Below are 24,425 nucleotides of genomic sequence, written 5' to 3'. Positions count from 1 at the left end.
CTGTGCCATCTCTGCAACGATTGCATTCAAGTGGCATTTTGCAACTTTAGTTTTGCTTGACGGCGCTGGCGACAAGGCGTGTATTCGAGGTTCGGGTATGGAGCGGAAACACAGCTCCAACCTCGGTGGAGAGGAAAGATATGCGGCTACGCCTTATGTCGGCCTGTGCAGTGCCGGCACTCGTGATGGCGCTCGCAGCGCCCGCGCTCGCGCAGGAGACCCCCCAGGACCAGCAGGATGCCGGCGGACGATCCGTCCAGGCGGATAACGAAATCATCGTCACCGCGCAGGGCCGCGCCCAGGCGTTGGCGGACGTGCCGTTGGCGGTCTCCGCGGTCAGTGCAGAGACGCTGCAGCAGACCGGTGCCAACGACATCCGCGCGCTCAACCAGGTAGCGCCGTCGCTGCTGGTCTCCTCGACCGGCAGCGAGGCCAATGGTTCGGCCCGTATTCGAGGGATCGGTACGGTCGGTGACAATCCCGGCCTGGAAAGCTCGGTGGCCGTGTTCATCGACGGCGTTTATCGATCGCGCTCGGGCATCGGCCTCAGCGAACTGGGCGATCTCGAGCGGATCGAGGTGCTGCGCGGGCCGCAGGGCACGCTGTTCGGCCGCAACGCCTCGGCCGGCATCATTAACATCGTCTCGAAGAAGCCGGAGTCGACCTTCTCGGCCGGTGCCGAGGCGACCTATGGCAATTACGACACGATCCGCCTTCAGGGGTTCGTGAACGTGCCGCTGAGCAGTACGGTCGCGGGTCGGCTCGACGGCGTCTACATGAAGCGCGACGGCTTCTACCAGGACGTCACCAACAATCGCGACATCAACAATCGAGACCGCTATTTCCTCCGCGGCCAATTGCTGTTCGAACCGACCAGCGACATCCAGATCCGCGTGATCGGCGACTATACCCATCGCAACGAGGAATGCTGCGGCGCGGTTTATGTCGACTCTTCGATCAACCCTTATATCGGCGATCTCAACAGTCCTACCGCGAACAACATCGTCCGGGTGCTGCGCGATCTTGGCCAGCCGATGGCCGCGTTCAGCAATCCCTACAGCCGGAACCTCTATGTTTCGAAGGGCCGCAGCTATGGCGGCATCACCGAGGATTGGGGCGGATCGGTTCAGCTCGACTGGAACCTGGGCAATGTGAAGCTCACCTCGATCACCGGCTATCGCAACTATTTCTCGAGCCAGGGCGCCGACACCGACTACAGCGCGGTCGACCTGCTCTATCGCGCGCCGAATTCGGACTCGTCGCGCGCCTTCGAAACGTTCAGCCAGGAACTGCGGCTCAACGGTACCGCGTTCAACGAGAAGCTCGACTGGTTGGTCGGCGGCTATTTCGCAAATGAAGACCTGACGCTCGTCGACAACCTTCGCTTCGGCACCCAGTACGGCCGCTTCGCCACCTGCCGGATCGTCTCGGGCAGCGCGCTCGCGGCACTCTACAATCCGGCGGCGGCGGGGTGCCTTGCCGCGCGGCCGGCGCTGTTCGGCGCGGCGAGCCCGCTGATCTATGCGGCGTTCGACCGGCTGGACGGGATCAACGATCGCGGCACGACGCGGGACTATTTCAAGCAGAACAGCCGCAACTGGGCGCTGTTCACCCACAATATCTTCCACGTCACCAAGGGCTTGGACCTTACGCTGGGCCTGCGCTACACCAACGAGCGCAAGCGGCTGAACGCCACTTTCGGCAACGACAACACCGCCTGCGTCGCCAACCAGACCGCGCTGTTGCCGCTCCGCTCGGTCGCCTCGCTCACCGCGACGATCGACGGCATTCTAGGCCTGTCGTGCCAGGGCAATTCCACCGCCGAGCTGAACGGCGCCGCGATCCGCGACACCCGCAAGGAGGACCAGTTCACCGGCACCGCGATCCTCTCGTACAAGCCGACCGACGACCTGCTCCTCTACGGCAGCTATTCGCGCGGCTACAAGGCGGGCGGGTTCAACCTCGACAAGTCGGCGCTCAAGGTGCCGATCCTGCCCTTCGCCGCGGTCGGCGGCGCGCAGGCGCTGACCGGCAACCTGCAGTTCGCGCCGGAAACCAACAACGCCTTCGAGATCGGCCTGAAATACTCGACGCGCAAGTTCAGCCTGAACGTCTCGGCCTTCCGCCAGCAGTTCAAGAACTTCCAGCTCAACACCTTCAACGGCACCGTCTTCCTGGTGCAGAACATCAACGGCTGCACCGCGAGCCTGGGCGGCGGCGACCGCGACCAGAGCAAGTTCAGCACCGCGACCAACTTCAGCGCCGCCGCGTCGACCACGGGAGCCTGCTCGTCCTCCAACGTCAGTTACGGTGTGGTGTCGCAGGGCGTCGAACTCGAAGCCTCGCTCGTGCCGGCGCGCGATTTCCGGGTGGGCCTGGGCCTTACCTATGCCGATACCCATTATCGCAACCAGCTGGTCGGCAACGATGCCGGCGGACCGCTCGACCAGGCGCTGCGGCGGCTGCCGGGCCAGCAGCTGTCCAACGCGCCGGAGATCGTCAGCACCGCCTCGGTCGCCTGGACGCCGCCGCTCGGCAATTCCGGCCTCAGCGGCCTGATCTATTTCGATGCACGCATGACCGGCGACTACAACACGGGCTCGGACCTTTTCCCGCAGAAGATCCAGGACGGCTATGCGCTGTTCAACGGCCGCATCGGCATTCGCGGCAAGGACGAGCGCTGGGCGATCGAGTTCTGGGGCCAGAACATCTTCAACCAGAACTACACGCAGGTGGTGTTCAACTCGCCCTTCCAGGAGGGCGCCGCCACCGCGCCGTTCACCGATCCCAAATATCCGGGCGGTCGCCAGCTCTTCTCGGCCTATCTCGCCGAGCCGCGCACCTACGGCATCACGCTGCGCACCCGCTTCTGACTTTCCTGGGGAGGAAAGCACTGGGCCGGAGGCGCGATCCTCCGGCCCATTTTTATGGCCGGCTGGCTGGTTCGCCGACCCTAGTGCAGCATCGCAGCGTCGGTCGCCGGCCCGGCAGCGCCTCGGCTCGGCGACAGCGCCGGGATCTTGGCCGATCGCAGGATCTCGGTCGCGCGTTCGACGCCGACCGCGGGCGAGAAGAGGTGGCCCTGGCCGTAGGCACAGCCGATGCTGCGCAGTCGTTCCGCCTGCAACTCCGTCTCGACCCCCTCGGCGATCACCCGCATGTCGAGTTCCTGCGCGATGTGCAGCACGCCCTCGACGATCGCGCGGCTGGCGCTGTTCTGCAGCAACTGGTCGGTGAAGCTCTTGTCGATCTTGATGAAGTCCACCGGCATGGTCAGCAGGTGGGTGAGCGACGCATAGCCGGTACCGAAATCGTCGAGCGCGACCAGCAGCCCCTGGGCTCGGAACCAGCGCAGCGTGTCCGCGACGACGGTGTCGCCCTGGCCGAGATACACGGTCTCGGTGATCTCCAGCACCAGATGGTGGAGCGGCACGCCGTGCCGGGCCAGCGTCTCCGGGATCATCTCGCGCAGCCGAGCGCCGTGGAAGTCGCTCGACGAGAAGTTCATGCCGACATGGGGCGGCGCGATGCCGAGGTCGCACCAGTGGCGCAGGTCGGCAGCGACCCGCTCGAGCATCCGCGCGGTGATCGCGCCGGCGACCTTGCCGTCGGTGGTCGCCTCGAAGAACTCGGCGGCGGAGACGATGCGATCCTCGGTGCGCATCCGGCACAGCGCCTCGAAGCCGAGGATCTCGCCGGTCTTCAGGTCGAACAGCGGCTGGTAATAAGGGAGCAGCCTGTCCTCGGCGAGTGCGCGCTCCACCGCATGGATCGCATCCAGCCGGCGGGCCATGCGGGTGGCGATGCCCGGCACGTAGCGGACGAAGCTGCCGCGCGCGGTTTCCTTGGCATGATAGAGCGCGAGATCGGCATTGAGCCGCACCTGCTCCGCCGTCTCGCCTTCGCCGATCAGCGCGCCGCCGGCGGTCGCGCGGGGGACGACGTTGCGCTCGCCGTCTTCGATCGGCTGGGCGAGCGCATCTAGCAGCATGCGCGCGGCTTCGGCCGGGTCGGCGAGCGTCGCCGGGCTCTGCACCAGCACCGCGAACTCGTCCCCGCCAAGGCGATAGGCGCGATCGGGCGCGGAAGCTTCGGAGAGGCGCCGCGCCGCGTGGATGATCAGCGCGTCCCCCGCGACATGGCCGAAAGTGTCGTTGACGATCTTGAGGTTGTCGAGATCGACCAGAATCAGCCCCCAGGCGCCCGGCTCGGTACAATCGAGGTCGCTTAGCGAGGCGGTGAAGGCCGAGCGATTGGGCAGGCCGGTCAGCCCGTCGAGCTGCGCGCGGCGGACCTGCTTGGCGCGCCAGATGTCCTGCTCGATCGCGATCGCACACAGGTGCAGGCACACCCGGATGATGCGGCGCTCCATCGGCGTGGGGCCGCGCGGCACGCGGTAATAGAAGGCGACGACGCCGGTCACCTCGCCGCGGGCGTTCTTGATCGGGTTCGACCAGCAGGCGCGCATCTCCAGCGGCCGGGTCAGGCCGAGATATTTGGCCCAGTTTGGATCGTTCTCGATATCGGTACTGGCCACCGGCTCGCCGAGATAGGCGGCAGACCCGCAGGAGCCAACCTTGGGACCGATCATCATGCCGTCGATCGCCTCCAGATAGCTCTCGGGGAGGCTCGGGCCGGCCACGGGATGAAGCCGCCCGGCAAGATCGACGCGAAGGATCATGGAGCGGACATCGGGCAGGCGCACTTCCACCTCGCGGCACAGCCGATCGGTGACCGAGGCCAGATCCGCGCCTTTGGCCACAAGCTCCAAGATGTTATTCTGAAGCGAGATGTCCACGTCGCCCCCATGTGCAGGTGCGTGCACCTTGCCCGGACCGGCCTTGCCTGCGGCATAATGCAGGCGCCTGTAAAACTACGTAGAAGAATGGCGCGTGGCGGAGTAGGGGGCGCGGCATGCGCACCCAGCTCTTCGCTTCTACCTCGGGCCTCGATGCCCGATCGGGCCTTCGGGCATGATCCGCGGCGGTTTCTTCGCGGCGCTTTCGCTGCTGATCGCGGCGCCCCAGACGAGCGACACCGCACCCTATCTCGCCGCGGACCAATATCCCGACGGCATGGCCATCCTGCCGCCGCCGCCCGCCCTCGACAGCCCCGGCGCGGCGCTGGACATGGCGGTGTTCCGCGCTACCCGGAAGCTGGAGGGTACCCCGCGCTGGCGGATCGCCACCGACGACGTCACCAACGATCCGCTGAGCCGCAATGCCTGCGCGATGGGCATGGTACTCGATGCCAAGCAGGCGCCCGCGCTCGCGCGGCTGCTTGCGCGGGCGGGCACCGGCCCCGTGGTCGGCAAGGTCAAGACCGCCTACCAGGTGCCGCGCCCCTATCTGCGCGAGGACGGGCCGATCTGCGAGGCGAAGACCGCACATCTGGCAAGCAATGGCGACTATCCCTCGGGCCATACCGCCAATGGTTGGCTGGAGGCGCAGATCCTCGCCCAGGCGATGCCCGACAAGGCCAGCGCGATCCTCGCGCGCGGCCGGGCGTATGGCGAAAGCCGCGCGATCTGCGGCTCGCACAGCAAGAGCGCGGTGGAAGCTGGCTACATGGCCGGCGCGTCGGTGTTCGCGGTGCTCCAGACTTCGCCCGCCTATCAGCGCGATATGGTGGCGGCGCGGCAGGAGGTGGCGCGGCTGCGCTCCACGGCGCCGCATCCCGATGCGCAAAGCTGTGCCGCGGAAGCCGAGGCCCTGCGCGTTCGGCCTTGGTGAGACCAGCGTAACTTCGCTGTCATGAAGCCGTCGCGCTTGAACGCCACAAGCGCGGCGCTTCATGAGGAATCGCAATGCACGGTGATAGCGCGGGCGGGGCCGCGCGGAGCGCTTCGGGCTTTACGCTCTTCTTGGGCGGGCTCGCGGCGTTCAGCGCCTATTTCGCGATGTACGCCTTCCGCAAGCCCTTCGCGGTGGCGACCTATGCCGACGTCGCCGACTGGCATTTTGCCATCGACTACAAGACCGCACTGCTGATCGCGCAGGTGATCGGCTATGCGATGTCGAAGCTGATCGGCGTTCGGGTCATTTCCGAAGCCGGGAGGCAGGGGCGGGCGCGGATGATCCTGGGGCTGATCGCTACCTCGTGGATTGCGCTGGTGCTGTTCGCACTGATCCCGGCGCCGTGGAACGTCGCCTGCCTGTTCTTCAACGGCCTGCCGCTGGGGCTGATCTGGGGGCTGGTGTTCAGCTATGTCGAGGGGCGCCGCGTGTCCGAGCTGCTCGGCGCGATGCTGTGCGCGAGCTTCATCCTGTCTTCGGGCGTGGTGAAGTCGGTCGCGTTGCTGCTGATGGACGCGGGTGTCGCCGAGCAGTGGATGCCGACGGCGACCGGACTGGTCTTCATGCCGGTGCTGCTGATCGCGCTGTGGCAACTGGAGCGACTCCCGCCGCCCGACGCCCGCGACGAGGCCGAGCGCACCGCCCGGGTGCCCATGCAGGCTGCCGATCGCGCCGCGTTCTTGCGGGCGCACGGCGCGACGCTGGTGATGCTGGCGATCGGCTATGTGCTGCTCACCGCCTTGCGCGACGTGCGCGACAACTTCGCGCGCGAGCTGTGGACTGCGCTCGGCTATGGCGGCGAGGCGGCGATATTCTCGGCGAGCGAACTGCCGATCGCGCTGCTGACGCTTGCCGCCCTCGCGTTGCTGATGCTGATCCGCGACAATCTGCGCGCGCTGCTGGCGATGCACGGGCTGATCCTGCTCGGGGCGCTGTGCCTCGGCGGGTCGACGCTCGCCTTCCAGGCCGGGCTGCTCGCGCCGCTGCCCTGGATGACGGTGGCGGGCGCGGGGCTCTACCTCGCCTATACCCCGTTCAACGCGATGCTGTTCGATCGGATGATCGCCACGATCGGCACCGCCGCCAATGCCGGGTTCCTGATCTACATCGCCGATGCCTCGGGCTATGTCGGCAGCGTCGCGCTGCTGCTCGTCCATGCGCTCGGCACGCCGGAAGTGCGCTGGCTGCCCTTCTTCATTACCTGCTGTTACGCGTCCGCACTCGCGGTGGGCGGGCTGACCTTACTGTCGGCCTTGCATTTCCTGCGGGCGGGCGCGGACCGGCGGTTGATCCACCGCGCGGCTTCCCCTACCACCAATGCCTGATCGCGCCGGTGCCCCGAAAGGGGCTTAATCGGGAATGCGGTGCGGGGGCTTGCTCCCAAATCCGCGGCTGTCCCTGCAACTGTGAGCGGATAGCGCGATGCACTGGCCCCCGATCGAGGGGCAGCCACTGGGCCGATCCGGCCTGGGAAGGCGTGCAGCGCGCCGTGACCCGCGAGCCAGGAGACCTGCCGGCGTCCGGTCGCTCTTGCCCTGGCCCAGGGGATGGCCGCGGCACGGTGTACTCCGTCTGAGCGACGCACGAGCGGCCGGGGCCGTTCGCGATTGCGTGGCTCGGTCGCTTCAGGCGTCAGGCCGGGGTGCGCGATCGGCCGCTCGCGGTGGCCCCGGCAAGGTCGTACGACGCCGCCGGAGTGCCCTGTCTTGTCCGTTCTGCCGTTGCGAGCGCGCGTGGCCCTGCTGTTCGCGGGCCTGATCGCCGCCAATCTCGCCGCCTGGGGCTGGGCGTTCGCGCTGTTCCATGCCCAGCCGCTGATGCTCGGTACCGCCTTGCTCGCCTGGGGGCTGGGGCTGCGCCACGCCGTCGATGCCGACCATATTGCGGCGATCGACAACGTCACCCGCAAGCTGATGAACGACGGCCAGCGCCCGATCGCCACCGGCCTGTGGTTCGCGATCGGCCATTCGGGGATCATCGCCATCGCCTCGGCGGGCATCGCGCTCGCCACCGGTGCGCTGGCGGGGATGGGGGCGTTCAAGGAACTGGGCGGGGTGATCGCCACCGCCGTCTCGGCGCTCTTCCTGTTCGCGATCGCGGGCATGAACCTGATCATCCTGCGCGCGGTGTGGAAGACCTTCCAGCATGTCCGCGCGGGCGGCACCTATGTCGAGGACGACCTCAACCTGCTGCTCGCCTCGCGCGGGCCGCTGTCGAAGCTGTTCGGGCCGATGTTCCGGCTGGTCAGCAAGAGCTGGCACATGGCGCCGCTCGGCTTCCTGTTCGGCCTCGGCTTCGACACCGCGACCGAAGTGGCGATCCTCGGCATGTCCGCGGGGCAGGCAGCGCATGGCGTCTCGCTCGGCACGCTGCTGGTGCTGCCGGCGCTGTTCGCGGCCGGCATGGCGCTGGTCGACACGCTGGACGGGGTGGTGATGCTCGGCGCCTATCAATGGGCGTTCGTCAAGCCGATCCGCAAGCTCTACTACAACGTCACCATCACGCTGATCTCCGCGCTGGTCGCGATCGTGATCGGGGGGATCGAGACGCTGGCGCTGATCGGCGACAAGATGGGCTGGACCGGCGGCGCGTTCGGCCTCGCCGCCGATCTCGGCGCGCATTTCAACGGCCTCGGCTTCGCGATCATCGGCCTGTTCGTCGCCTGCTGGCTGATCAGCTTCGCCATCTATCGCTGGCAGAGGCTGGACGAGATCGAGGTGCGCGTCTAGAGCTGCCCTCGAAGGCCTTGCGGCCTTCGCAAAGATCGCGCCGGTGCCCCGGACATGGGGCTTAATCGGGAATGCGGTGCGGGGAGCCTGCTCCCCAAATCCGCGGCTGTCCCTGCAACTGTGAGCGGATAGCGCGATGCACTGGCCTCCACCGAGAGGCAGCCACTGGGCCGATCCGGCCTGGGAAGGCGTGCAGCGTGCCGTGACCCGCAAGCCAGGAGACCTGCCGGCGCAACGGTCGCTCTTGCCTTGGTCCAGGGGATGGCCGCGGCACGGTCTTGCTTCCGTTCGAGCGACGAAGCTGTGCGGCTGGGGCTGCACGGTCGCGTGGTGTCGGGCGATTGTCGCGCCCGCCCGTCGTCGCGCGCCGGCCGGACACTCGTTCCGGCAAGCCCCGCCTGTTCGCTCCGGCGCGGGGGAAGACATGCATGACCGACCTGGCCAAGGTCCCCGTTACGATCGTCACCGGCTTTCTCGGCGCCGGCAAGACGACGCTGATCCGCCACCTGATCCAGAACGCCGAGGGGCGGCGCCTCGCGGTGGTCGTCAACGAATTCGGCACGCTCGGTGTCGATGGCGAGATCCTCAAGTCCTGCGCGATCCCCGATTGCCCGGCCGAGAACATCGTCGAGCTGGCCAATGGCTGCATCTGCTGCACCGTCGCCGACGATTTCATCCCGACGGTCGAACGGCTGCTGGCGCTGGACCCGCGCCCCGACCACATCCTGATCGAGACCTCGGGCCTCGCGCTGCCCAAGCCGCTGCTCAAGGCGTTCGACTGGCCGGCGATCCGCAGCCGCATCACGGTGGACGGTGTGCTGGCGCTGGCCGATGCCGAGGCGGTCGCCGAGGGCCGCTTCGCGCCCGACCTGGTGGCGCTGGAGGCGCAGCGCGCCGCCGACCCCGGCATCGATCACGAGACGCCGCTCGCCGAAGTGTTCGAGGACCAGCTGGCCTGTGCCGACATGGTGCTGCTCACCAAGGTCGATCTCGCCGGGCCGGAGGGCGTCGTCGCCGCCCGCGCGGTGATCGCCGCCGAGGCGCCGCGCCCGGTGCCGGTGGTCGAGATCCGCGAGGGTGCGATCGACCCGCGGGTGATCCTGGGACTGGGCGCCGCGGCCGAGGACGACCTCGCCGCACGCCCCTCGCACCACGACGGCGCTGACGATCACGAGCATGACGATTTCGACAGCATTGTCGTCACCTTCGGCGAGATCGCCGATCCGTCCGAGCTGGTCGCGCGGATCGAGCGGCTGGCGCGCGAGCACAAGGTGCTGCGGGTGAAGGGCTATGCCGCGGTGACCGGCAAGCCGATGCGGCTGCTGGTCCAGGCGGTCGGCGGCCGCGTGCGCCACCAGTATGACCGCCCCTGGCGTCCGGGCGAGCCGCGCGGCACCGCGCTGGTCGCGATCGCCGAGCATGACCATGTCGACCCGGCGGCGTTCCGCGCGGTGCTGGCCGGCTGAGGCAAGCAGGCGATGCACGTCCTGTTCCGCGAAACGCACGGGCTGGAGGAAAATGCCGCGCCCCAGGACCTCGGGCAAACGCCCGCGGACCTGGTGGTGCTGTCCTTTTCCGACAGCGACCTCGGCGCGTTCGCGGCGGCATGGCGTGCGGGGCAGGGGGAGCTGCCTTCACTGCGGTTGGCCAACCTGGCGTCGCTGACGCACCCGCTGTCGGTTGACACCTATGTCGAGCGGACGCTGTCGGGCGCGAAGGCGATCCTGATCCGGCTGATCGGCGGCATGCCCTATTGGAGCTACGGCCTCCAGCAGGTGGAGGCGCTGGCGCGGGAGAAGGGGATCGCGCTCGCGGTGCTACCGGCGGACGGGCGGCCGGACCAACGGCTGGATGCCGCGTCAACGGTGCCGTTGCGAGTGCTGCGGGAGCTGGCGGGGCTGTGCGACACGGGCGGGGCCGATGCGGCACGCGCCGCGCTGGGCTTGTTGGCGGATACGGCGGATTTCCATATGGACGAACCGTCGGCCTATGTCCCGCTTCCGGCATTCGGTGTCTGGCATCCCGCGCTGGGTGCTTTTCGTCCGCCCGATGGCCAGCCGGGGGGCGGCGAGCTTAGGGTCCCCGGAACGTGCCCCTGGCGGCGCACGGGGAAGCCGCTGGTCCTGATCGTCTTCTACCGCTCCTATCTCGCCGCCTGCGACGTCGATCCGTTCGAGGCGCTCCACGCCGCATTCGAGCGCGCCGGGTTCGATACGCTGTCGATTTTCGTACCCTCTCTCAAGACGCCGGATGCCCGCGCGCAGGTGGAGCACTGGGTGCGCGACCTCGCCCCCGCGGCGATCGTCAACGCCACCGCCTTTTCCGCACGCGACGAGCAGGGGCGATCGCCGCTGGATGCGGCCGGCGTGCCGGTGTTCCAGATCGCGCTCGCCACCGCGCCGCGGGATGCCTGGGCCAGCGCCGAACGTGGCCTGTCACCGGCCGACCTCGCGATGCATGTGGTCCTGCCCGAACTCGACGGCCGTGTGTTCGCCGGTGTCGCCAGCTTCAAGCAGGCCGAGGCGCGCGACGAGGCCTTGGGCTTTGCCCGCACGGTGCACCGTGCGGAGTCGCGGCGGATCGAGGCGATCGTTGCGCGGGTTGCAGGCTGGATTGCCCTTGCCGAGAAGCCTTTAGCGGCAAAGTATGTCGCGCTCGTCCTCTCCACCTATCCCGGCAAGGCATGGCAGCTGGCGCACGCCGTCGGCCTCGACGCGCTTGCCTCGGCCGAAGCGATCGCCTGCGATCTTGGCGAGACGGTGGATGCCCTGGCCGATCGGCTGCAGCACGAAACGCTGACCTGGGCGCTTCCAGCCTATCGGGAGGTGCTCGCGACGCTTCCCGAACCGTTGCGCACGACCCTCGACGCAGCGTGGGGGGCGCCCGAAGCTGATCCCGCATGCCGCGACGGGCATTATCATTTCCCCGCTATCCGAAGCGGCGCGCTGCTCATCGCGCTTCAGCCTGAACGCGGCGACCCGGCGACGCGCGAGGACAGCTACCACGATGTCGGCCGGGTGCCGCGGCATGGCTATGTCGCCTTCTACCTGTGGCTGCGGGCGCAGGGCGTCGATGCCCTCGTCCATATCGGCGCGCACGGTACGCTGGAATGGCTGCCGGGCAAGGCGGTGGCACTCTCCGATGCCTGCTGGCCCGAGGCGCTGACCGGCGGTCTGCCGATCCTCTACCCCTTCATCGTCAACGATCCCGGCGAAGCCGCACAGGCCAAGCGCCGCACCGGAGCCGTCACCATCGGCCATCTGCCGCCCGCGCTGAAAACGGCGGGGACCGGCGCGGGCCTGGCCCGGATCGAGGCACTGCTCGATGAATTCTCCAACGCCGTAGGCCTGGACCCCGCACGCCGCGATCGTCTGCAGACCGCGATCCGCGACGAAGCGCGGGCGGTCGGGCTCGAGGCGGAGCTGGGGTTGGACTGCGCCGCCACCAGCGCAGAGGCGATCACCCGCATCGACCGCTTCGTCTGCGACGTGAAGGAAGGCCAGTTCGGCGACGGGCTCCATGTGTTCGGGCGCGGCCCTTGCGGGGACGCGGAGCGCGACGGCCTCCTCGCCGGTCTGGCGGGCAAGCGAGTGGCAGCGGGCCCATCGGGGTCGCCCTTCCGCGGCCGCACCGACGTGCTCCCCACCGGCCGCAACCTCTACACGATCGATCCGCGCGCGGTGCCCAGCCGGGCGGCGCATGCGCAGGGCATCGTCCTCGCCGACGAACTGATCCGCCGCCACCTGCAGGATCATGGCGACTATCCCAAGGGGCTCGTCGTCGATTTGTGGGGATCGGCGACGATGCGCACCGCTGGGGAGGAATTCGCGATGGCGCTGCACCTGCTCGGCGCCGCGCCGGTCTGGGACACGGCCTCGGAACGGGTGACGGGTGTCGAGATCCTGCCGCTGGCGATGCTCGACCGCCCGCGGATCGACGTGACCCTGCGCGTCTCGGGCCTGTTCCGCGACGCCTTTCCCACGTTGCCGCAGCTGTTCGGCCAGGCGGTCCGCGCACTGGCGGCGCGCGACGAGGCGCCCGAATGGAACCCCTTTGCCGGAGGAGATCCGGGCGCTCGCGTCTATGGTCCGCGTCCGGGTAGCTACGGCCTCGGCATGGGCGATGCGGCGGAGACCTACACGGACGATGCGCGCCGCGATGCAGGCGAGGCCTGGCTTGCTGCATCCGATCACGCCTTCGACGGACGCGATGCGCTGCCCGATCCCGAGGGCATCCGCGCCCGTGTCGGTGCCGCGGATGCGTTCGTCCATCTGCAGGACCTGGCCGAGACCGACCTGCTGCTCGCGGCCGATTATGCCGCGCACGAAGCCGGGTTCGCCGCCGCCAAGGCCCTTAGCGGCGGGTCGGCCGCGCTCTACCATCTCGACGCGCGCGATCCGACGCGCCCGGTCGCACGGCCTTTGACCGAGGAGATCGCCCGCGTCGTCCGCTCGCGCGCGGCGAATCCTGGCTGGATCGCCGGCATGCGCCGACACGGCTTCCGAGGGGCGGCCGAGATCGCGGCGACGCTCGACCATCTCGGCGCCTTCGCCCATCTTGCCGCGGCGGTGCCGCCGCAGCTCTTCGATCTCTACCACGACGCGACGCTTGGCGACGCGGAGGTGCGCGCCTTCCTGTCCCAGGAGAACCCGGCGGCTTTGGCGGCGATGCAGGCGCGGTTCGCGGCGCTGCTTGCGGCCGGGCTGTGGCAGACCCGCCGCAACTCGATCCTGGCGGACCTGGGAGGGGCGGCATGATCGGCTTCCAGGTGCGTGGCTGGTGCCCCGACGCGTGGCGCCCCATGGCGGCTGGGGACGGGCTGCTGGTGCGGGTGAAGCCGCGGCTCGCACGGCTGACGCGCGCGCAACTGCTCGGCCTGTGCGAGGCGGCGCTGATACACGGCAACGGACTGATCGACCTGACCAGCCGCGGCAATCTGCAGATCCGCGGCGTCTCCGAAACGGGGTGGCGAGCGCTGGTCGAGCGCCTGATCGCGCTCGGCCTTGTCGACGCCGACCCGGAGATCGAGAAGCGCCGCAACCTGCTGGTCGCACCCGATTGGCAGGCGGGTGACGACACGCATCGCATCGCAGGTGACCTCCTCACGCAGCTCGCCGCGCTCCTGCCCCTGCCGGGCAAGATGGGGTTCGTGATCGACGCAGGGCCCATGCCGCTGCTGGCCGACGCGCCCGGCGATTTCCGGATCGAGCGCGATCCGGAGGGTCGGTTGATCCTCCGCGCCGATGGCCGCGCGACCGGAGCGCCGGTCGCGGTCGGGGAGGAAGCTGCCGCACTCGTCAGGCTGGCGCATTGGTTCGTCGAGAGCGGCGGCGCGGCTGCCGGCCGCATGGCCCGCCACGCCGCGCCGCTGCCGGACTGGGCCGACGGCGGTGCGGTCCCCGCCGCGCTGGCCAAGCCCCTTCCGCCGGGACAACACCCCCTGGGCGCATTGCTTGGCGCGGCGTTCGGCCAGCTGGACGCGGCGTTGCTCGCCGATGCGCTCCCCGTGGAGGCCAGGGGCGTTCGGATCACGCCGTGGAGGAGCCTTCTGGTCGAAGGCGCGGACCTTCACGCCGTGGGCTTGATCACCGACGCCACCGATCCGCTGCTGCGCGCCGATGCCTGTGTCGGCGCGCCGGCCTGCCCGCAGGCGAGCGTCGAGACGCGGGTGCTGGCCCGGCGGCTCGCACCGTTGGTGTCCGGGCGACTGCACGTCTCGGGGTGCGCGAAGGGCTGCGCGCGGGCGCAGCTTGCCGACGTGGTCGTGACCGGTCGCGACGGCCGCTTCGATCTCGCCTTCGATGCCCGCGCCGGGGCGCCGCCCGCCCATGCCGGGCTCACCCCCGACGCGCTGCTTGCCCTCTTCGGAACCGATTGATGCCCTACCACTATGAAACCGATGGCGCCGCCATCTACCGACAGTCCTTCGCGACGATCCGCGCCGAGGCCGATCTCGCCCGCTTCTCGCCCGAGGAGGAGCCGGTCGCGGTGCGGATGATCCACGCCGCGGGGATGGTGGAGTTGGCGCCGCATATCCGCTTCTCGTCCGGATTCGCGCAGGCGGCTCGGGCGGCACTGGCGGAGGGCGCGCCGATCCTGTGCGATGCACGGATGGTATCCGAGGGCATCACGCGCGCGCGGTTGCCCGCCGAGAACCGCGTGCTCTGCACACTGCACGACACGGAGGTGCCGGCGCTCGCGAAGGAAATGGCGAATACGCGCTCCGCCGCGGCCCTAGAGCTTTGGCGGCCGCATCTGGCCGGTGCGGTGGTGGCGATCGGCAATGCGCCGACCGCGCTGTTCCATCTGCTCAACATGCTCGAGGATCCGGCGTGCCCGCGTCCCGCCGCGATCATCGGTTGTCCGGTGGGCTTTGTCGGCGCGGTGGAGTCGAAGGCGGCGCTCTGGGCCGCACCGCCGGTGCCTTGCTGCATCGTCGAGGGGCGGCTGGGGGGCAGCGCGATCACCGTCGCGGCGGTCAACGCACTGGCGAGCCGCGCCGAATGAGCCTGGGCACGATCCACGGCGTCGGCTTGGGGCCGGGTGCGCCCGACCTGCTGAGCGTCCGCGCCGACCGGCTGGTGCGCGGGGCGCGCCACGTCGCCTATTTCCGCAAGGCGGGGCGGTCGGGCCAGGCGCGGCGGATCGCCGAGGGCATGCTCCGCCCCGACGCGATCGAGCTGCCCATGGAGTATCCGGTGACGACCGAGATCCCGCTCAGCGACCCGCGCTACAATGCCTGCCTGTCGGCCTTCTACGCGGAGTGCACCGAGCGGCTGCTGGCGCTATCCCGCGCCGGCGAGGACGTGGTGGTACTGTGCGAGGGCGACCCCTTCTTCTACGGCTCGTTCATGCACCTCCATTCGCGGCTTTCGGGCCAGGTGCCGGTGGCGGTGGTGCCGGGGATCACCGGCATGGCGGGGGCATGGAACGCGACCGGCCAGCCGATCACCTGGGGCGACGACGTGCTGACGATCGCGATGGCGACGCTGCCCGAGGACGAGCTCGTCCGCCGGATCAGCGATACCGATGCGCTGGTGGTGATGAAGATCGGCCGCAATCTCGCCAAGCTGCGCAGCGCCGTCGCAGCCGCAGGTCGCGAGGCGGAAGCATGGCTTGTGGAGCACGCCGCGATGCCCGAGCAGCGGGTCACCCCGCTCGCCGAGGCGACCAGCGTCACCCCCTATTTCTCGATCCTGCTGATCCACGGCCGGGGGCGCCGCCCATGAGCGGCTGGCTGGCCATTGCCGGGCTGGGGCCGGGGAACGAAGCGCTGGTGACGCCCGAGGTCACGGCCGCGCTGGCGGAGGCGACCGACGTCGTCGGCTATATTCCCTATGTCGCGCGGGTGGCGCCGCGCGCGGGGCTGACGCTGCACGCCTCGGACAACCGCGTGGAGCTCAACCGCGCGGCACTCGCGCTCGATCTTGCCGCGCAGGGGCGGCGGGTGGTGGTCGTTTCCTCGGGCGATCCCGGCGTGTTCGCGATGGCAGCGGCAGTGTTCGAAGCGCTGGAAGTCGGACCGAAAGCTTGGCGTGCGCTCGACATCCGCGTGCTGCCGGGGATCACCGCGATGCTCGCGGCGAGCGCGCGGGCGGGGGCACCGCTCGGGCATGACTTCTGCGCGATCAACCTCTCGGACAATCTCAAGCCCTGGGCGCTGATCGAGAAGCGGCTGTGCCTCGCCGCCGAGGCGGACTTCGCGATGGCCTTCTACAATCCCCGCTCCAAGGCGCGGCCGCAGGGCTTTGCACGGGTGCTGGAATTGCTGCGGGACGTCTGCGGGCCGGATCGCCCGATCCTGTTTGCGCGGGCTATTTCGACGCCGGAGGAAGCGCTGCGGATCGTGCCCCTTGGCGAGGCGACGCCCGAAATGGCCGACATGCGGACCATGGTGATCGTGGGATCGAGCCAGACGCGCTGGATCGAGGGCAGCGCGCGGCCGATCCTCTACACTCCGCGCTCGGTGGGCACGGCCGTATGATCCAGCCATTCCAGCACCGCGGCCGGATCGGTCACCTCGGCGCGGGGCGGCAGCGTGGGGCGGTCGATCATCAGCAACGGGATGCCGAGCGCCCGGGCCGCGATCAGCTTTGCCTCGGCGCCACGGCCGCCGGCATTCTTGCAGACGACCCGGTCGATGCCGTGCGCTTCCATCAGTGCGCGGTCGCCTTCGGGCGTGAAGGGGCCGCGATCGACGATCAGGGTGTGGTGCGGAAGGATCGGCGATACTGCGGGCGCATCGACGAAGCGCAGGACATAGTGATGCTGCGGCATCGCAGCGAAGTCGGCGACGTGCATCCGGCCCAGCGCCAGCAGGATGCGCCTCGGCGCACCACCGAGCGCAGCCACGGCGCCCCGAATATCGGCAACGCGCGTCCACCGGTCGCCCGAGACCGGCACCCAGGCGGGGCGGGTGAGGGCGACCAGCGGTACGCCTGCCAACTGCGCCGCCGCGAGCGCGTTGGCGCTCATCGTCGCCGCGAAGGGATGGGTGGCGTCAACCAGATGCGTCACCCGCGCCGCGCGCAGATATGCGGCCAGGCCTTCCACGCCACCGAACCCGCCGACACGGACCGGGATCGGCTGTGCGCGCGGCGCCTCGGTGCGCCCGGCATAGCTGAGGGTGGCCGGCACCCCATGTTTCGCCAGCAGGCGGGCCAGCGCGCTCGCTTCGGTGGTGCCGCCCAGCAGCAGGATGTTCGGCATGGCTGATCTTCCCTGGCTCACCATCATCGGACTGGGCGAGGACGGCGCCGACGGACTGTCCGCCGCCGCGAGCGCGGCGCTGGAAAGAGCCGAGCTGGTCTTCGGCGCCGCCCGCCATCTGTCGTTGCTGCCGGGGCTTAGGTGCGAAGCGCGCGCATGGCCAGTGCCGTTCGCCGACGGTGTGCCCCTGCTCCTCGCCGAGCGGGGCCGACGGGTGGTGCTGCTTGCCTCGGGCGATCCCTTCTGGTTCGGTGCGGGCACCAGCGTCACCCGGCATCTCGCTCGGGAGGAGTGGATCGCGCGCCCGGCACCGTCCAGCTTCGCGCTGGCGGCATCGCGGCTGGGGTGGGCGCTGCAGGATACCCTGTGCCTCGGGCTGCACGCAGCGCCCTTCGGCCAGTTGCGGCCGCATCTCGCGCCTGGCCAGCGGCTGCTGGTGACGGTTCGCGACGGCGCGGCAGCGGCGGCGCTGGCATCCTATCTGGCGGGCGAGGGGTTCGGCGCCTCGGAGCTGCATGTGCTGGAGGCGCTCGGCGGCGCGCGGGAGAGGGGGCGCTCGGTACGCGCGGATATGCTCGCCTGGAAGGATATCGCGCACCCTGTGATGGTCGGCATCGAGCCGGCGGGCGAGGGGGCGGTGCTGCCGCTCGCCAGCGGACGGCCCGATGGCTGGTTCGAATCCGACGGCCAGCTCACGAAGCAGCCGGTGCGGGCGCTCACCCTGTCCGCGCTAGCGCCGCGCGCCGGGGAGCTGCTTTGGGACATCGGCGCCGGCTCGGGCTCGATCGGTATCGAGTGGCTGCTCGCGCATCCCGCCAACCGCGCAATCGCCGTCGAGGCCGATCCGATCCGTGCGGCGCGCGCAAGCGACAACGCGGCACGATTGGGGGTCGATCGCCTGTCCGTGCTGCAGGGCCGCGCGCCAGCCGTGCTGCCGGATGGCGAGCCCGATGCAGTGTTCATCGGCGGAGGCCTTTCGCAGGCCTTGCTGGAGGCGCTTTGGGCAAGCTTGCCCGCCGGCACGCGCATCGTCGCCAATGCGGTCACCCTCGAGTCCGAGGCGCTGCTTGCCCGGTGGCACGACGCCGAAGGCGGAAACCTGTTGCGGATCGAGCTGGCCGACGCGGTGCCGCTCGGCACCCGCCATGGCTGGCGGTCGCGCTATCCCGTGGTGCAGTGGAGCGTCGCGCGATGATCGTCGCCGGCTTCGGCTATCGCAGCGGTGCGACCGCCGCATCGCTGCGCTCGGCGCTTGCCTTGGCGCAGGCGGGTGCGCCGCCGGTCACCCATGTCGCGACGCTCGCCGACAAACTGCCGCTGCTGGAAGCGCTTGGCTTGCCCGTCATCGCTATCGAGGCGGTGGCAGGCATTGCGACACCGACCCACTCCACCGCCAGTCTCGCCGCGCGCGGTTCCGGCAGCGTCGCCGAGGCCGCTGCGCTCGCCGCCGCCGGACCCGACGGCCGCCTGCTCGTTTCCCGCCAGATTTCCCCCGACCGCATGGCGACGTGCGCCATCGCCGAAGGAGCCCCCGCATGACCGTCCATTTCATCAGCGCCGGCCCCGGCGCGCCCGACTTGCTCACCCTGCGCGGCCGCGACCTGATCGCGGCGAGCCCGGTGTGCCTCTATGCCGGGTCGCTGATCCCCGAGGCGATCCTAGCGCATTGCCCGCCCGGTGCGCGGATCGTGAACACCGCGCCGATGGATCTCGACGCGATCCTCGCGGAAATCGTCGCCGCCCATGCCGCCGGCCACGACATCGCGCGGCTGCATTCGGGCGACCTTTCGGTCTGGTCCGCGATGGGCGAGCAGCTCCGCCGGCTGCGCGCGCTCGGCATCCCGTTCACGGTCACCCCCGGCGTGCCCGCCTTCGCCGCCGCGGCTGCCGCGCTGGAGGCGGAGCTGACCCTGCCCGAACTCGGCCAGTCGCTGGTCCTCACCCGTACCCCCGGCCGCGCCAGCCGCATGCCGCCGCGCGAAAGCCTGACCAACTTCGCCGCGACGGGCGCGACGCTGGCGATCCATCTCTCGATCCACAATCTCGCGACGCTCGTTGCCGATCTGCTGCCGGCCTATGGCGCCGATTGCCCGGTCGCGGTGGTGTGGCGGGCGAGCTGGCCCGACGAGCGGATCGTCCGCGCGACGCTGGCGACGATCGAGGCGGCGGTGGCCGGCAGCATGGAACGCACCGCCCTGATCCTCGTCGGCCCGGTGCTGGCGGCGGAGGATTTCGCCGAGAGCAGCCTCTATGCCGCCGGCTACGATCGCCGTTTCCGGCCCCAGGATGCGTCGTCGCGCTTCGCACGCAGCGGCGAATGAGCGTGCCCGGCCTGATCATTGCCGCGCCTGCCTCGGGCACCGGCAAGACGACCGTGATGCTGGGGCTGCTCCGCGCGCTGCGCGAGGCGGGCGTTGCGGTCACGCCGTTCAAGAACGGGCCCGACTATATCGATCCCGCTTTCCACCGGGTGGCGAGCGGCAGGCCTTCGTACAATCTCGACAGCTGGTCGATGGACGCGGGGTTGCTCGATGCCCTCGCGGGCGAGACGCGTGAAGCCGATCTCGTGCTGGCCGAGGGCTCGATGGGATTGTTCGACGGCGTCGCGCGGGCAGGGGCGAGCGGCACCGGCGCCACGGCGGACCTCGCGCGGCGCTATGGCTGGCCGGTGGTGCTGGTGGTCGATGTCTCGGGACAGGCACAGTCTGCCGCGGCGACGGCGCTGGGCTTTGCCCGGCTCGATCCGCGCGTGCCCTTTGCCGGGGTGATCCTCAACCGCGTCGCCAGCCCGAGGCACGAGCGACTGGTGCGGGCGGGAATGGAAGCCGCAGGCATTCCGGTGCTGGGCGCACTGCCGCGCCGCGCCGATCTGGTCCTGCCGGAGCGGCATCTGGGGCTGGTACAGGCCGTCGAGCATCCGGACCTCGATCGCACCATCGCCGACTATGCGGCGTTCCTGCGCGACCATGTCGACCTCGGCGCCCTGCGCGCGGCCGCCGCTTCTACGTCGCATCATCGCGCAGACAGGCGGACCACGCTGCCGGCGCCGCCCGCCCAGCGCATCGCCATCGCGCAGGATGCGGCCTTCTCGTTCCTCTACCCGCATCTGCTCGAAGGCTGGCGGCGAGCAGGGGCGGAGATCCTGCCCTTCTCGCCGCTGGCCGATCAGGCCCCCGATGCCGATGCCGATCTCGTCTGGCTCCCCGGCGGCTATCCGGAACTCCATGCCGGCACGATCGCCGCGGCCGAGACCTTCCTCGCCGGCCTCCGCGCCCACGCCTCGCATCGTCCGGTGCACGGCGAGTGCGGCGGCTATATGGTGCTAGGCGAGGCGTTGGTCGACAAGGGCGGGGACACGCACCGCATGGCAGGGCTGCTCGGGCTCGTCACCAGCCATGCCCAGCGGCGGATGCATCTCGGCTATCGGCAGGCGACGCTTCTTGCGCCCGTTGCGGGCCTACCCGCGGGTGCACGGCTGACCGGCCATGAGTTCCACTATTCGACGATCGTCTCGCAGACCGATGCGCCGCTCGCCGATGTTGCCGATGCCGAGGGCAATGCCGTGCCCGAGACCGGGTCGGCCCAGGGCCATGTCACCGGCAGCTTCTTCCACCTGATCGCGGCGGCGGCATGATCGCGCTCCAGCTGATCGGCATCGGCACCGGCAACCCGGCGCACCTGACCGGCGAGGCGATCGCCGCGCTCAACGGAGCCGACCTGATCCTCGTGCCGCGCAAGGAAAATGCCCCCGATCTCGCCGACCTGCGCGCGGCGATCTGCGCCGCAGTCCTCACCCGGCCGGTGCCGATCGCCACGTTCGACATGCCGGTGCGGGCAGGGGAGGACTATGTCCAGGCGGTCCATGCCTGGCACGACGCCATCGCAGACGCGTGGCGCACCGCCATCGCCACGCATCTGCCGGGTGCGGGCAAGGTCGCGCTGCTCGTCTGGGGCGACCCATCGCTCTACGACAGCACGCTACGGATCGCGGCGCGGCTGCCCGACGTTACCGTTCGCGTGGTGCCCGGCATCACCAGCATCCAGGCGCTCACCGCCGCGCATACGATCCCACTCAACCCGCTCGCGGGCGCCGTGACGATCACCACCGGCCGGTTGTTGCGCAGCCATGGCTGGCCCCCCGGGGCCGATACGCTGGTCGTGATGCTCGACGGCGGCTGCGCGTTCGAGACGCTAGACCCTGCTGGCATCACCATCTGGTGGGGCGCCTATCTCGGCATGCCGCAACAGGCGCTGGATCACGGTCCCCTCGCCGAGGCCGGATCGCGCATCGTCGCGACCCGTGCCGAACTCCGCGCCCGCCATGGCTGGATCATGGACGTGTACCTCCTGCGAAAGGCCCCCGAATGAACCGCGACGACGCCGCGCATGCCGAGAAGATGCGCAAGATCCAGGCCGCCCGCGCCTCGATGATGGAAACCAAGACCGAGGAGAAAGGCCTCCTCATCGTCCATACCGGGAAGGGCAAGGGCAAGAGCAGCGCGGCGATGGGGATGGTCGTCCGCGCGATCGGTCATGGCATGAAAGTGGGCGTCGTCCAGTTCATCAAAGGCGCGATGATGACCGGCGAGAAGGCGGTGTTCGATGCCTTCTCGGGCCAAGTCGAGTTCAAGCCGATGGGGGAGGGCTTCACCTGGGACACGCAGGACCGTGCCCGCGACATCGCCGTCACGCGGACGGCGTGGGAAGAGGTGAAGCGGATGATCGCCGATCCCTCCTACGACATGGTGCTGGCGGACGAGCTCAACATCGCGCTGCGCTACGACTATCTGCCGCTCGACGAGGTGCTGGCGGTGCTCGCGGCGCGGCCGGCGATGAAGCACGTGATCGTCACCGGCCGCAACGCCCCCGATGCGCTGATCGACGCCGCCGATCTGGTCACCGAGATGACGCAGGTGAAGCACCCCTTCCGATCGGGCGTGAAGGCGCAGAAGGGGATCGAGTTCTGAGCAGCACCCCCGCCTTCGACGCGCGCTTCCTCCGCCAGTTCGACACGCTGCTGCGCTGGCGCCGCGACGTGCGCCATTTCGACACGCGCGCGATCCCGCCGGAGGAAATGACCGCGCTGCTGGAAGCGGCGAGCCTCGCGCCCTCGGTCGGCAACGCGCAGCCTTGGCGGTTCGTGCGGCTGCGCACCCCGGCGCTGCGCGAGGCGCTGGCGGCCCATGTCGACGCCGAGAACGCCCGCGCCGCCGCCGGCTATGCCGAGAAGGGCAGGCACGATGCCTATCGCGCGCTCAAGCTGCACGGCCTGCGCGAGGCACCCGAGCTGCTGGCGGTGTTCTGCGACGAACGTCCGGTGGCCGGACACGGCCTCGGCATCGCCACCATGCCCGAGATGCTGCGCTATTCCTGCGTGACCGCGGTCCACACGCTGTGGCTGGCGGCCCGCGCGCGCGGCATCGGCCTGGGCTGGGTGTCGATCCTCGATCCCGTTGCCGTGGCGGCGCTGCTCGACGTGCCGCAGGACTGGACGCTGATCGCCTTGCTGTGCCTCGGCTACCCCGAGGCACCTTCCGAAACCCCCGAACTCGAACGCCGTGGATGGCAGGCCCGCGAGCCGCTCGCCGACCGGCTGTTCGAACGCTGACCCATCAGGAGACTTGCATGCTTACCCCGGTTGAAGACGGCCCCGCGATCGTCGTGTGCAACACCTGCCGCTTCAGCGCCGAGGCGCGGGAGGACGCGCAGGGACGTCGCGGCGGCGCCGTGCTTGCCGACGCGCTGACGGAGACTCGCGACGCCGACCCGCGCTATGCCGGGATCGCGATCCAGCAGATGCCGTGCCTGTTCGCCTGCAATGAGCACTGCACGGTCCACCTGCGGGCGCCGGACAAGGTCGGCTATGTGCTGGGACGCTTCACCCCGGATACCGACGCTGCTCGGGCGATCCTCGACTACGCGGTGGCATACGAAGCCAGCGAGCAGGGCAAGGTGCCGTTTGCGCAATGGCCACAGGGCGTGAAAGGTCATTTCATCGTCCGTGTGCCGCCAGCGGCCCAGGTTGTGGAGAGCTGAAGGGCTGCGCGGAGCCATCCTCGTAGCGCAGCGCTGCCCCTGCTGGTGCCCTGAACTTGCGTCTCCTGGCCCCGGACCCGCTGCGCAGGCAGCGGGTCCGGTCACACCGCCTCAATCGCCGAACTTTGCAATCCGCCGAGGCCGCCGATCAGACTCCACAGCGCGCTGACGGTTCGTTCGCCCACCTGGCGAAGCATAGCCTTCAGGCGAGAAGATGCTTTCGCGATGGGATTGAAGTCGGAGCTGTAGGCTGGAGGAAGCGCAAGGTTACTCGCGCCGCTTCGACCTGTTCTTTCACGGCGGCCTGCTTGTGGCTCGAGAGGTTGTCCATCATGACGACGTCGCCCGGCCGTAACCCCGGGACCTGGGCCTGCGTGACATAGGCTTCGAACCAGTCACCGTACCGGGCCGTCGAGCACCATGGGCGCGACCATGCCGGTCGTGCGCGCCCCTGCGACAAGCGTGGTGGTCTTGCGATGGTGACGCGCGGGTAGTCGATCCGCAGCCGTTCACCCTTGGCGCAACGGCCAGGGCTGCGGGTCATGTTCGTGGCGGTTCAAGTCTCATCGATGAAAACGACGCGTTCGGGTTCGAGGTGGAACCGTCCTGCGAACCAGCGCTGGCGTTGCCTCAGAACGTCGCGACGGTCTTGCTAGATCACGGGTCCAGGCATTCTTACGCGCAATCCCGTGGCGAACGAAAAAGCGATGCACCGTGCCGGTCCCAACCAGGGTGCACCGCCAGAATGCCGGTCACGACCGCGGGGCTTGGCCGCAGCCCGACCGTGTTCCAGCGCAAGCTGCCGCCAGCGGATCGCACTCGACAAACTCACCCCAAACGCGCCGCCGCCGCGTGGCAGCTCGGATCGCCATCAATCGATGACAACCCGGTCCCGAAGATCCTGTGAAAGCGTGCGCGCTATACATGCTGGCCTCTTGCCACCAGCAGGAAACGTGAATGCCATCAGCCCCGTCATTCGGAATCCTCACCAACTCAGTTCGTGCGGAATTGCTATGAAGTTAACATACAGTAAATGTACGCGAGATGTAGTGATGGCACGCTAAGCACCTGAGTAAATGTTGATATATAGTAAATGTGACATAACGTGTTGATCTGTTGCCGATTGTATGTAGGGGATGGGTGGCAAAGAGTACAA

Annotated in this window: 22 protein-coding genes and 2 riboswitches; of the genes, 19 read left to right on the top strand and 3 right to left on the bottom strand. The window is 69.3% G+C overall.

The window, feature by feature from the left end; translation table 11 throughout:
- Positions 1-140 precede the first annotated feature (140 nt).
- Positions 141-2,873, top strand: a complete 2,733-nt coding sequence (locus ABIC65_RS02955) for a TonB-dependent receptor (RefSeq protein ID WP_354306675.1) — start codon at positions 141-143, stop codon at positions 2,871-2,873.
- 80 nt (positions 2,874-2,953) lie between these two features.
- On the opposite strand, the gene ABIC65_RS02950 is transcribed toward ABIC65_RS02955, so the two are convergent.
- Positions 2,954-4,762: a putative bifunctional diguanylate cyclase/phosphodiesterase gene (locus ABIC65_RS02950; protein WP_354306674.1), complete on the bottom strand. Its 1,809-nt coding sequence runs from the start codon at positions 4,760-4,762 to the stop codon at positions 2,954-2,956.
- Positions 4,763-4,973: 211 nt separating this feature from the next.
- Between ABIC65_RS02950 and ABIC65_RS02945 the strand changes: the two genes are divergently transcribed.
- From ABIC65_RS02945 to cobJ, 9 genes are all read left to right on the top strand, one after another.
- Positions 4,974-5,732 (top strand): acid phosphatase, encoded by a 759-nt coding sequence (locus tag ABIC65_RS02945; RefSeq protein ID WP_354306673.1) that lies wholly within the window; start codon positions 4,974-4,976, stop codon positions 5,730-5,732.
- A gap of 74 nt (positions 5,733-5,806) precedes the next feature.
- Positions 5,807-7,120 carry a DUF5690 family protein gene (locus ABIC65_RS02940; protein ID WP_354306672.1) on the top strand — a complete coding sequence of 438 codons (1,314 nt, stop codon included), beginning with the start codon at positions 5,807-5,809 and terminating at the stop codon, positions 7,118-7,120.
- Positions 7,112-7,327: riboswitch (cobalamin riboswitch) on the top strand. Its footprint overlaps the gene before it by 9 nt.
- Positions 7,328-7,537: 210 nt before the next feature.
- Complete coding sequence (locus tag ABIC65_RS02935; RefSeq protein WP_354307767.1) at positions 7,538-8,524, top strand: HoxN/HupN/NixA family nickel/cobalt transporter; 987 nt, start codon at positions 7,538-7,540, stop codon at positions 8,522-8,524.
- Positions 8,525-8,548: 24 nt separating this feature from the next.
- A riboswitch (cobalamin riboswitch) is annotated at positions 8,549-8,769 on the top strand.
- Between the two features lie 183 nt (positions 8,770-8,952).
- On the top strand, positions 8,953-9,990 hold the full coding sequence (cobW, locus tag ABIC65_RS02930; RefSeq protein WP_354306671.1) for a cobalamin biosynthesis protein CobW: 1,038 nt from the start codon (positions 8,953-8,955) through the stop codon (positions 9,988-9,990).
- Positions 9,991-10,002: 12 nt separating this feature from the next.
- Positions 10,003-13,281, top strand: coding sequence for a cobaltochelatase subunit CobN (gene cobN / locus ABIC65_RS02925; RefSeq protein WP_354306670.1), 3,279 nt, complete (start codon positions 10,003-10,005; stop codon positions 13,279-13,281).
- On the top strand, positions 13,278-14,402 hold the full coding sequence (locus tag ABIC65_RS02920; protein ID WP_354306669.1) for a cobalamin biosynthesis protein CobG: 1,125 nt from the start codon (positions 13,278-13,280) through the stop codon (positions 14,400-14,402). The genes cobN and ABIC65_RS02920 overlap by 4 nt, the downstream gene beginning before the upstream one ends.
- Positions 14,402-15,031 (top strand): precorrin-8X methylmutase, encoded by a 630-nt coding sequence (locus ABIC65_RS02915; RefSeq protein WP_354306668.1) that lies wholly within the window; start codon positions 14,402-14,404, stop codon positions 15,029-15,031. The genes ABIC65_RS02920 and ABIC65_RS02915 overlap by 1 nt, the downstream gene beginning before the upstream one ends.
- Positions 15,028-15,753, top strand: a complete 726-nt coding sequence (gene cobI / locus ABIC65_RS02910) for a precorrin-2 C(20)-methyltransferase (RefSeq protein ID WP_354306667.1) — start codon at positions 15,028-15,030, stop codon at positions 15,751-15,753. Before ABIC65_RS02915 ends, cobI begins: the two co-directional genes overlap by 4 nt.
- The gene (gene cobJ, locus ABIC65_RS02905) at positions 15,750-16,508 is read left to right on the top strand and encodes a precorrin-3B C(17)-methyltransferase (RefSeq protein WP_354306666.1); all 759 of its coding nucleotides are present in this window, start codon (positions 15,750-15,752) and stop codon (positions 16,506-16,508) included. The genes cobI and cobJ overlap by 4 nt, the downstream gene beginning before the upstream one ends.
- Here cobJ and ABIC65_RS02900 read toward each other — a convergent pair.
- Complete coding sequence (locus ABIC65_RS02900; protein WP_354306665.1) at positions 16,475-17,233, bottom strand: cobalt-precorrin-6A reductase; 759 nt, start codon at positions 17,231-17,233, stop codon at positions 16,475-16,477. The genes cobJ and ABIC65_RS02900 overlap by 34 nt on opposite strands.
- Between ABIC65_RS02900 and cbiE the strand changes: the two genes are divergently transcribed.
- The 8 genes from cbiE to ABIC65_RS02860 are packed head-to-tail and all read left to right on the top strand — an operon-like array spanning position 17,232 to position 23,269.
- Complete coding sequence (cbiE, locus tag ABIC65_RS02895; RefSeq protein WP_354306664.1) at positions 17,232-18,428, top strand: precorrin-6y C5,15-methyltransferase (decarboxylating) subunit CbiE; 1,197 nt, start codon at positions 17,232-17,234, stop codon at positions 18,426-18,428. The genes ABIC65_RS02900 and cbiE overlap by 2 nt on opposite strands.
- Positions 18,425-18,772 carry a cobalamin biosynthesis protein gene (locus tag ABIC65_RS02890; RefSeq protein WP_354306663.1) on the top strand — a complete coding sequence of 116 codons (348 nt, stop codon included), beginning with the start codon at positions 18,425-18,427 and terminating at the stop codon, positions 18,770-18,772. Before cbiE ends, ABIC65_RS02890 begins: the two co-directional genes overlap by 4 nt.
- Positions 18,769-19,554, top strand: coding sequence for a precorrin-4 C(11)-methyltransferase (gene cobM, locus ABIC65_RS02885; RefSeq protein WP_354306662.1), 786 nt, complete (start codon positions 18,769-18,771; stop codon positions 19,552-19,554). The genes ABIC65_RS02890 and cobM overlap by 4 nt, the downstream gene beginning before the upstream one ends.
- Entirely contained in the window at positions 19,551-20,867 is a 1,317-nt protein-coding gene (locus ABIC65_RS02880) for a cobyrinate a,c-diamide synthase (RefSeq protein WP_354306661.1), read from the top strand. Before cobM ends, ABIC65_RS02880 begins: the two co-directional genes overlap by 4 nt.
- The gene (gene cobF / locus ABIC65_RS02875) at positions 20,864-21,601 is read left to right on the top strand and encodes a precorrin-6A synthase (deacetylating) (RefSeq protein WP_354306660.1); all 738 of its coding nucleotides are present in this window, start codon (positions 20,864-20,866) and stop codon (positions 21,599-21,601) included. The genes ABIC65_RS02880 and cobF overlap by 4 nt, the downstream gene beginning before the upstream one ends.
- Positions 21,598-22,200, top strand: coding sequence for a cob(I)yrinic acid a,c-diamide adenosyltransferase (gene cobO / locus ABIC65_RS02870; RefSeq protein ID WP_354306659.1), 603 nt, complete (start codon positions 21,598-21,600; stop codon positions 22,198-22,200). Before cobF ends, cobO begins: the two co-directional genes overlap by 4 nt.
- Positions 22,197-22,841, top strand: a complete 645-nt coding sequence (gene bluB, locus ABIC65_RS02865) for a 5,6-dimethylbenzimidazole synthase (protein ID WP_354307766.1) — start codon at positions 22,197-22,199, stop codon at positions 22,839-22,841. Before cobO ends, bluB begins: the two co-directional genes overlap by 4 nt.
- 17 nt (positions 22,842-22,858) lie before the next feature.
- Positions 22,859-23,269: a DUF1636 domain-containing protein gene (locus ABIC65_RS02860; protein ID WP_354306658.1), complete on the top strand. Its 411-nt coding sequence runs from the start codon at positions 22,859-22,861 to the stop codon at positions 23,267-23,269.
- Between the two features lie 202 nt (positions 23,270-23,471).
- Here the strand turns inward: ABIC65_RS02860 and ABIC65_RS22315 are convergent, their stop codons facing one another.
- Positions 23,472-23,813 carry a transposase gene (locus ABIC65_RS22315; protein ID WP_436286694.1) on the bottom strand — a complete coding sequence of 114 codons (342 nt, stop codon included), beginning with the start codon at positions 23,811-23,813 and terminating at the stop codon, positions 23,472-23,474.
- A 201-nt stretch (positions 23,814-24,014) separates the two neighbouring features.
- Between ABIC65_RS22315 and ABIC65_RS02850 the strand changes: the two genes are divergently transcribed.
- Complete coding sequence (locus ABIC65_RS02850) at positions 24,015-24,176, top strand: hypothetical protein (RefSeq protein ID WP_354306657.1); 162 nt, start codon at positions 24,015-24,017, stop codon at positions 24,174-24,176.
- Positions 24,177-24,425 lie beyond the last annotated feature (249 nt).

This window comes from Sphingomonas trueperi (assembly GCF_040545665.1).
GTDB lineage: Bacteria > Pseudomonadota > Alphaproteobacteria > Sphingomonadales > Sphingomonadaceae > Sphingomonas > Sphingomonas trueperi_B.
This window is presented reverse-complemented; position numbering and strand designations above follow the sequence as displayed.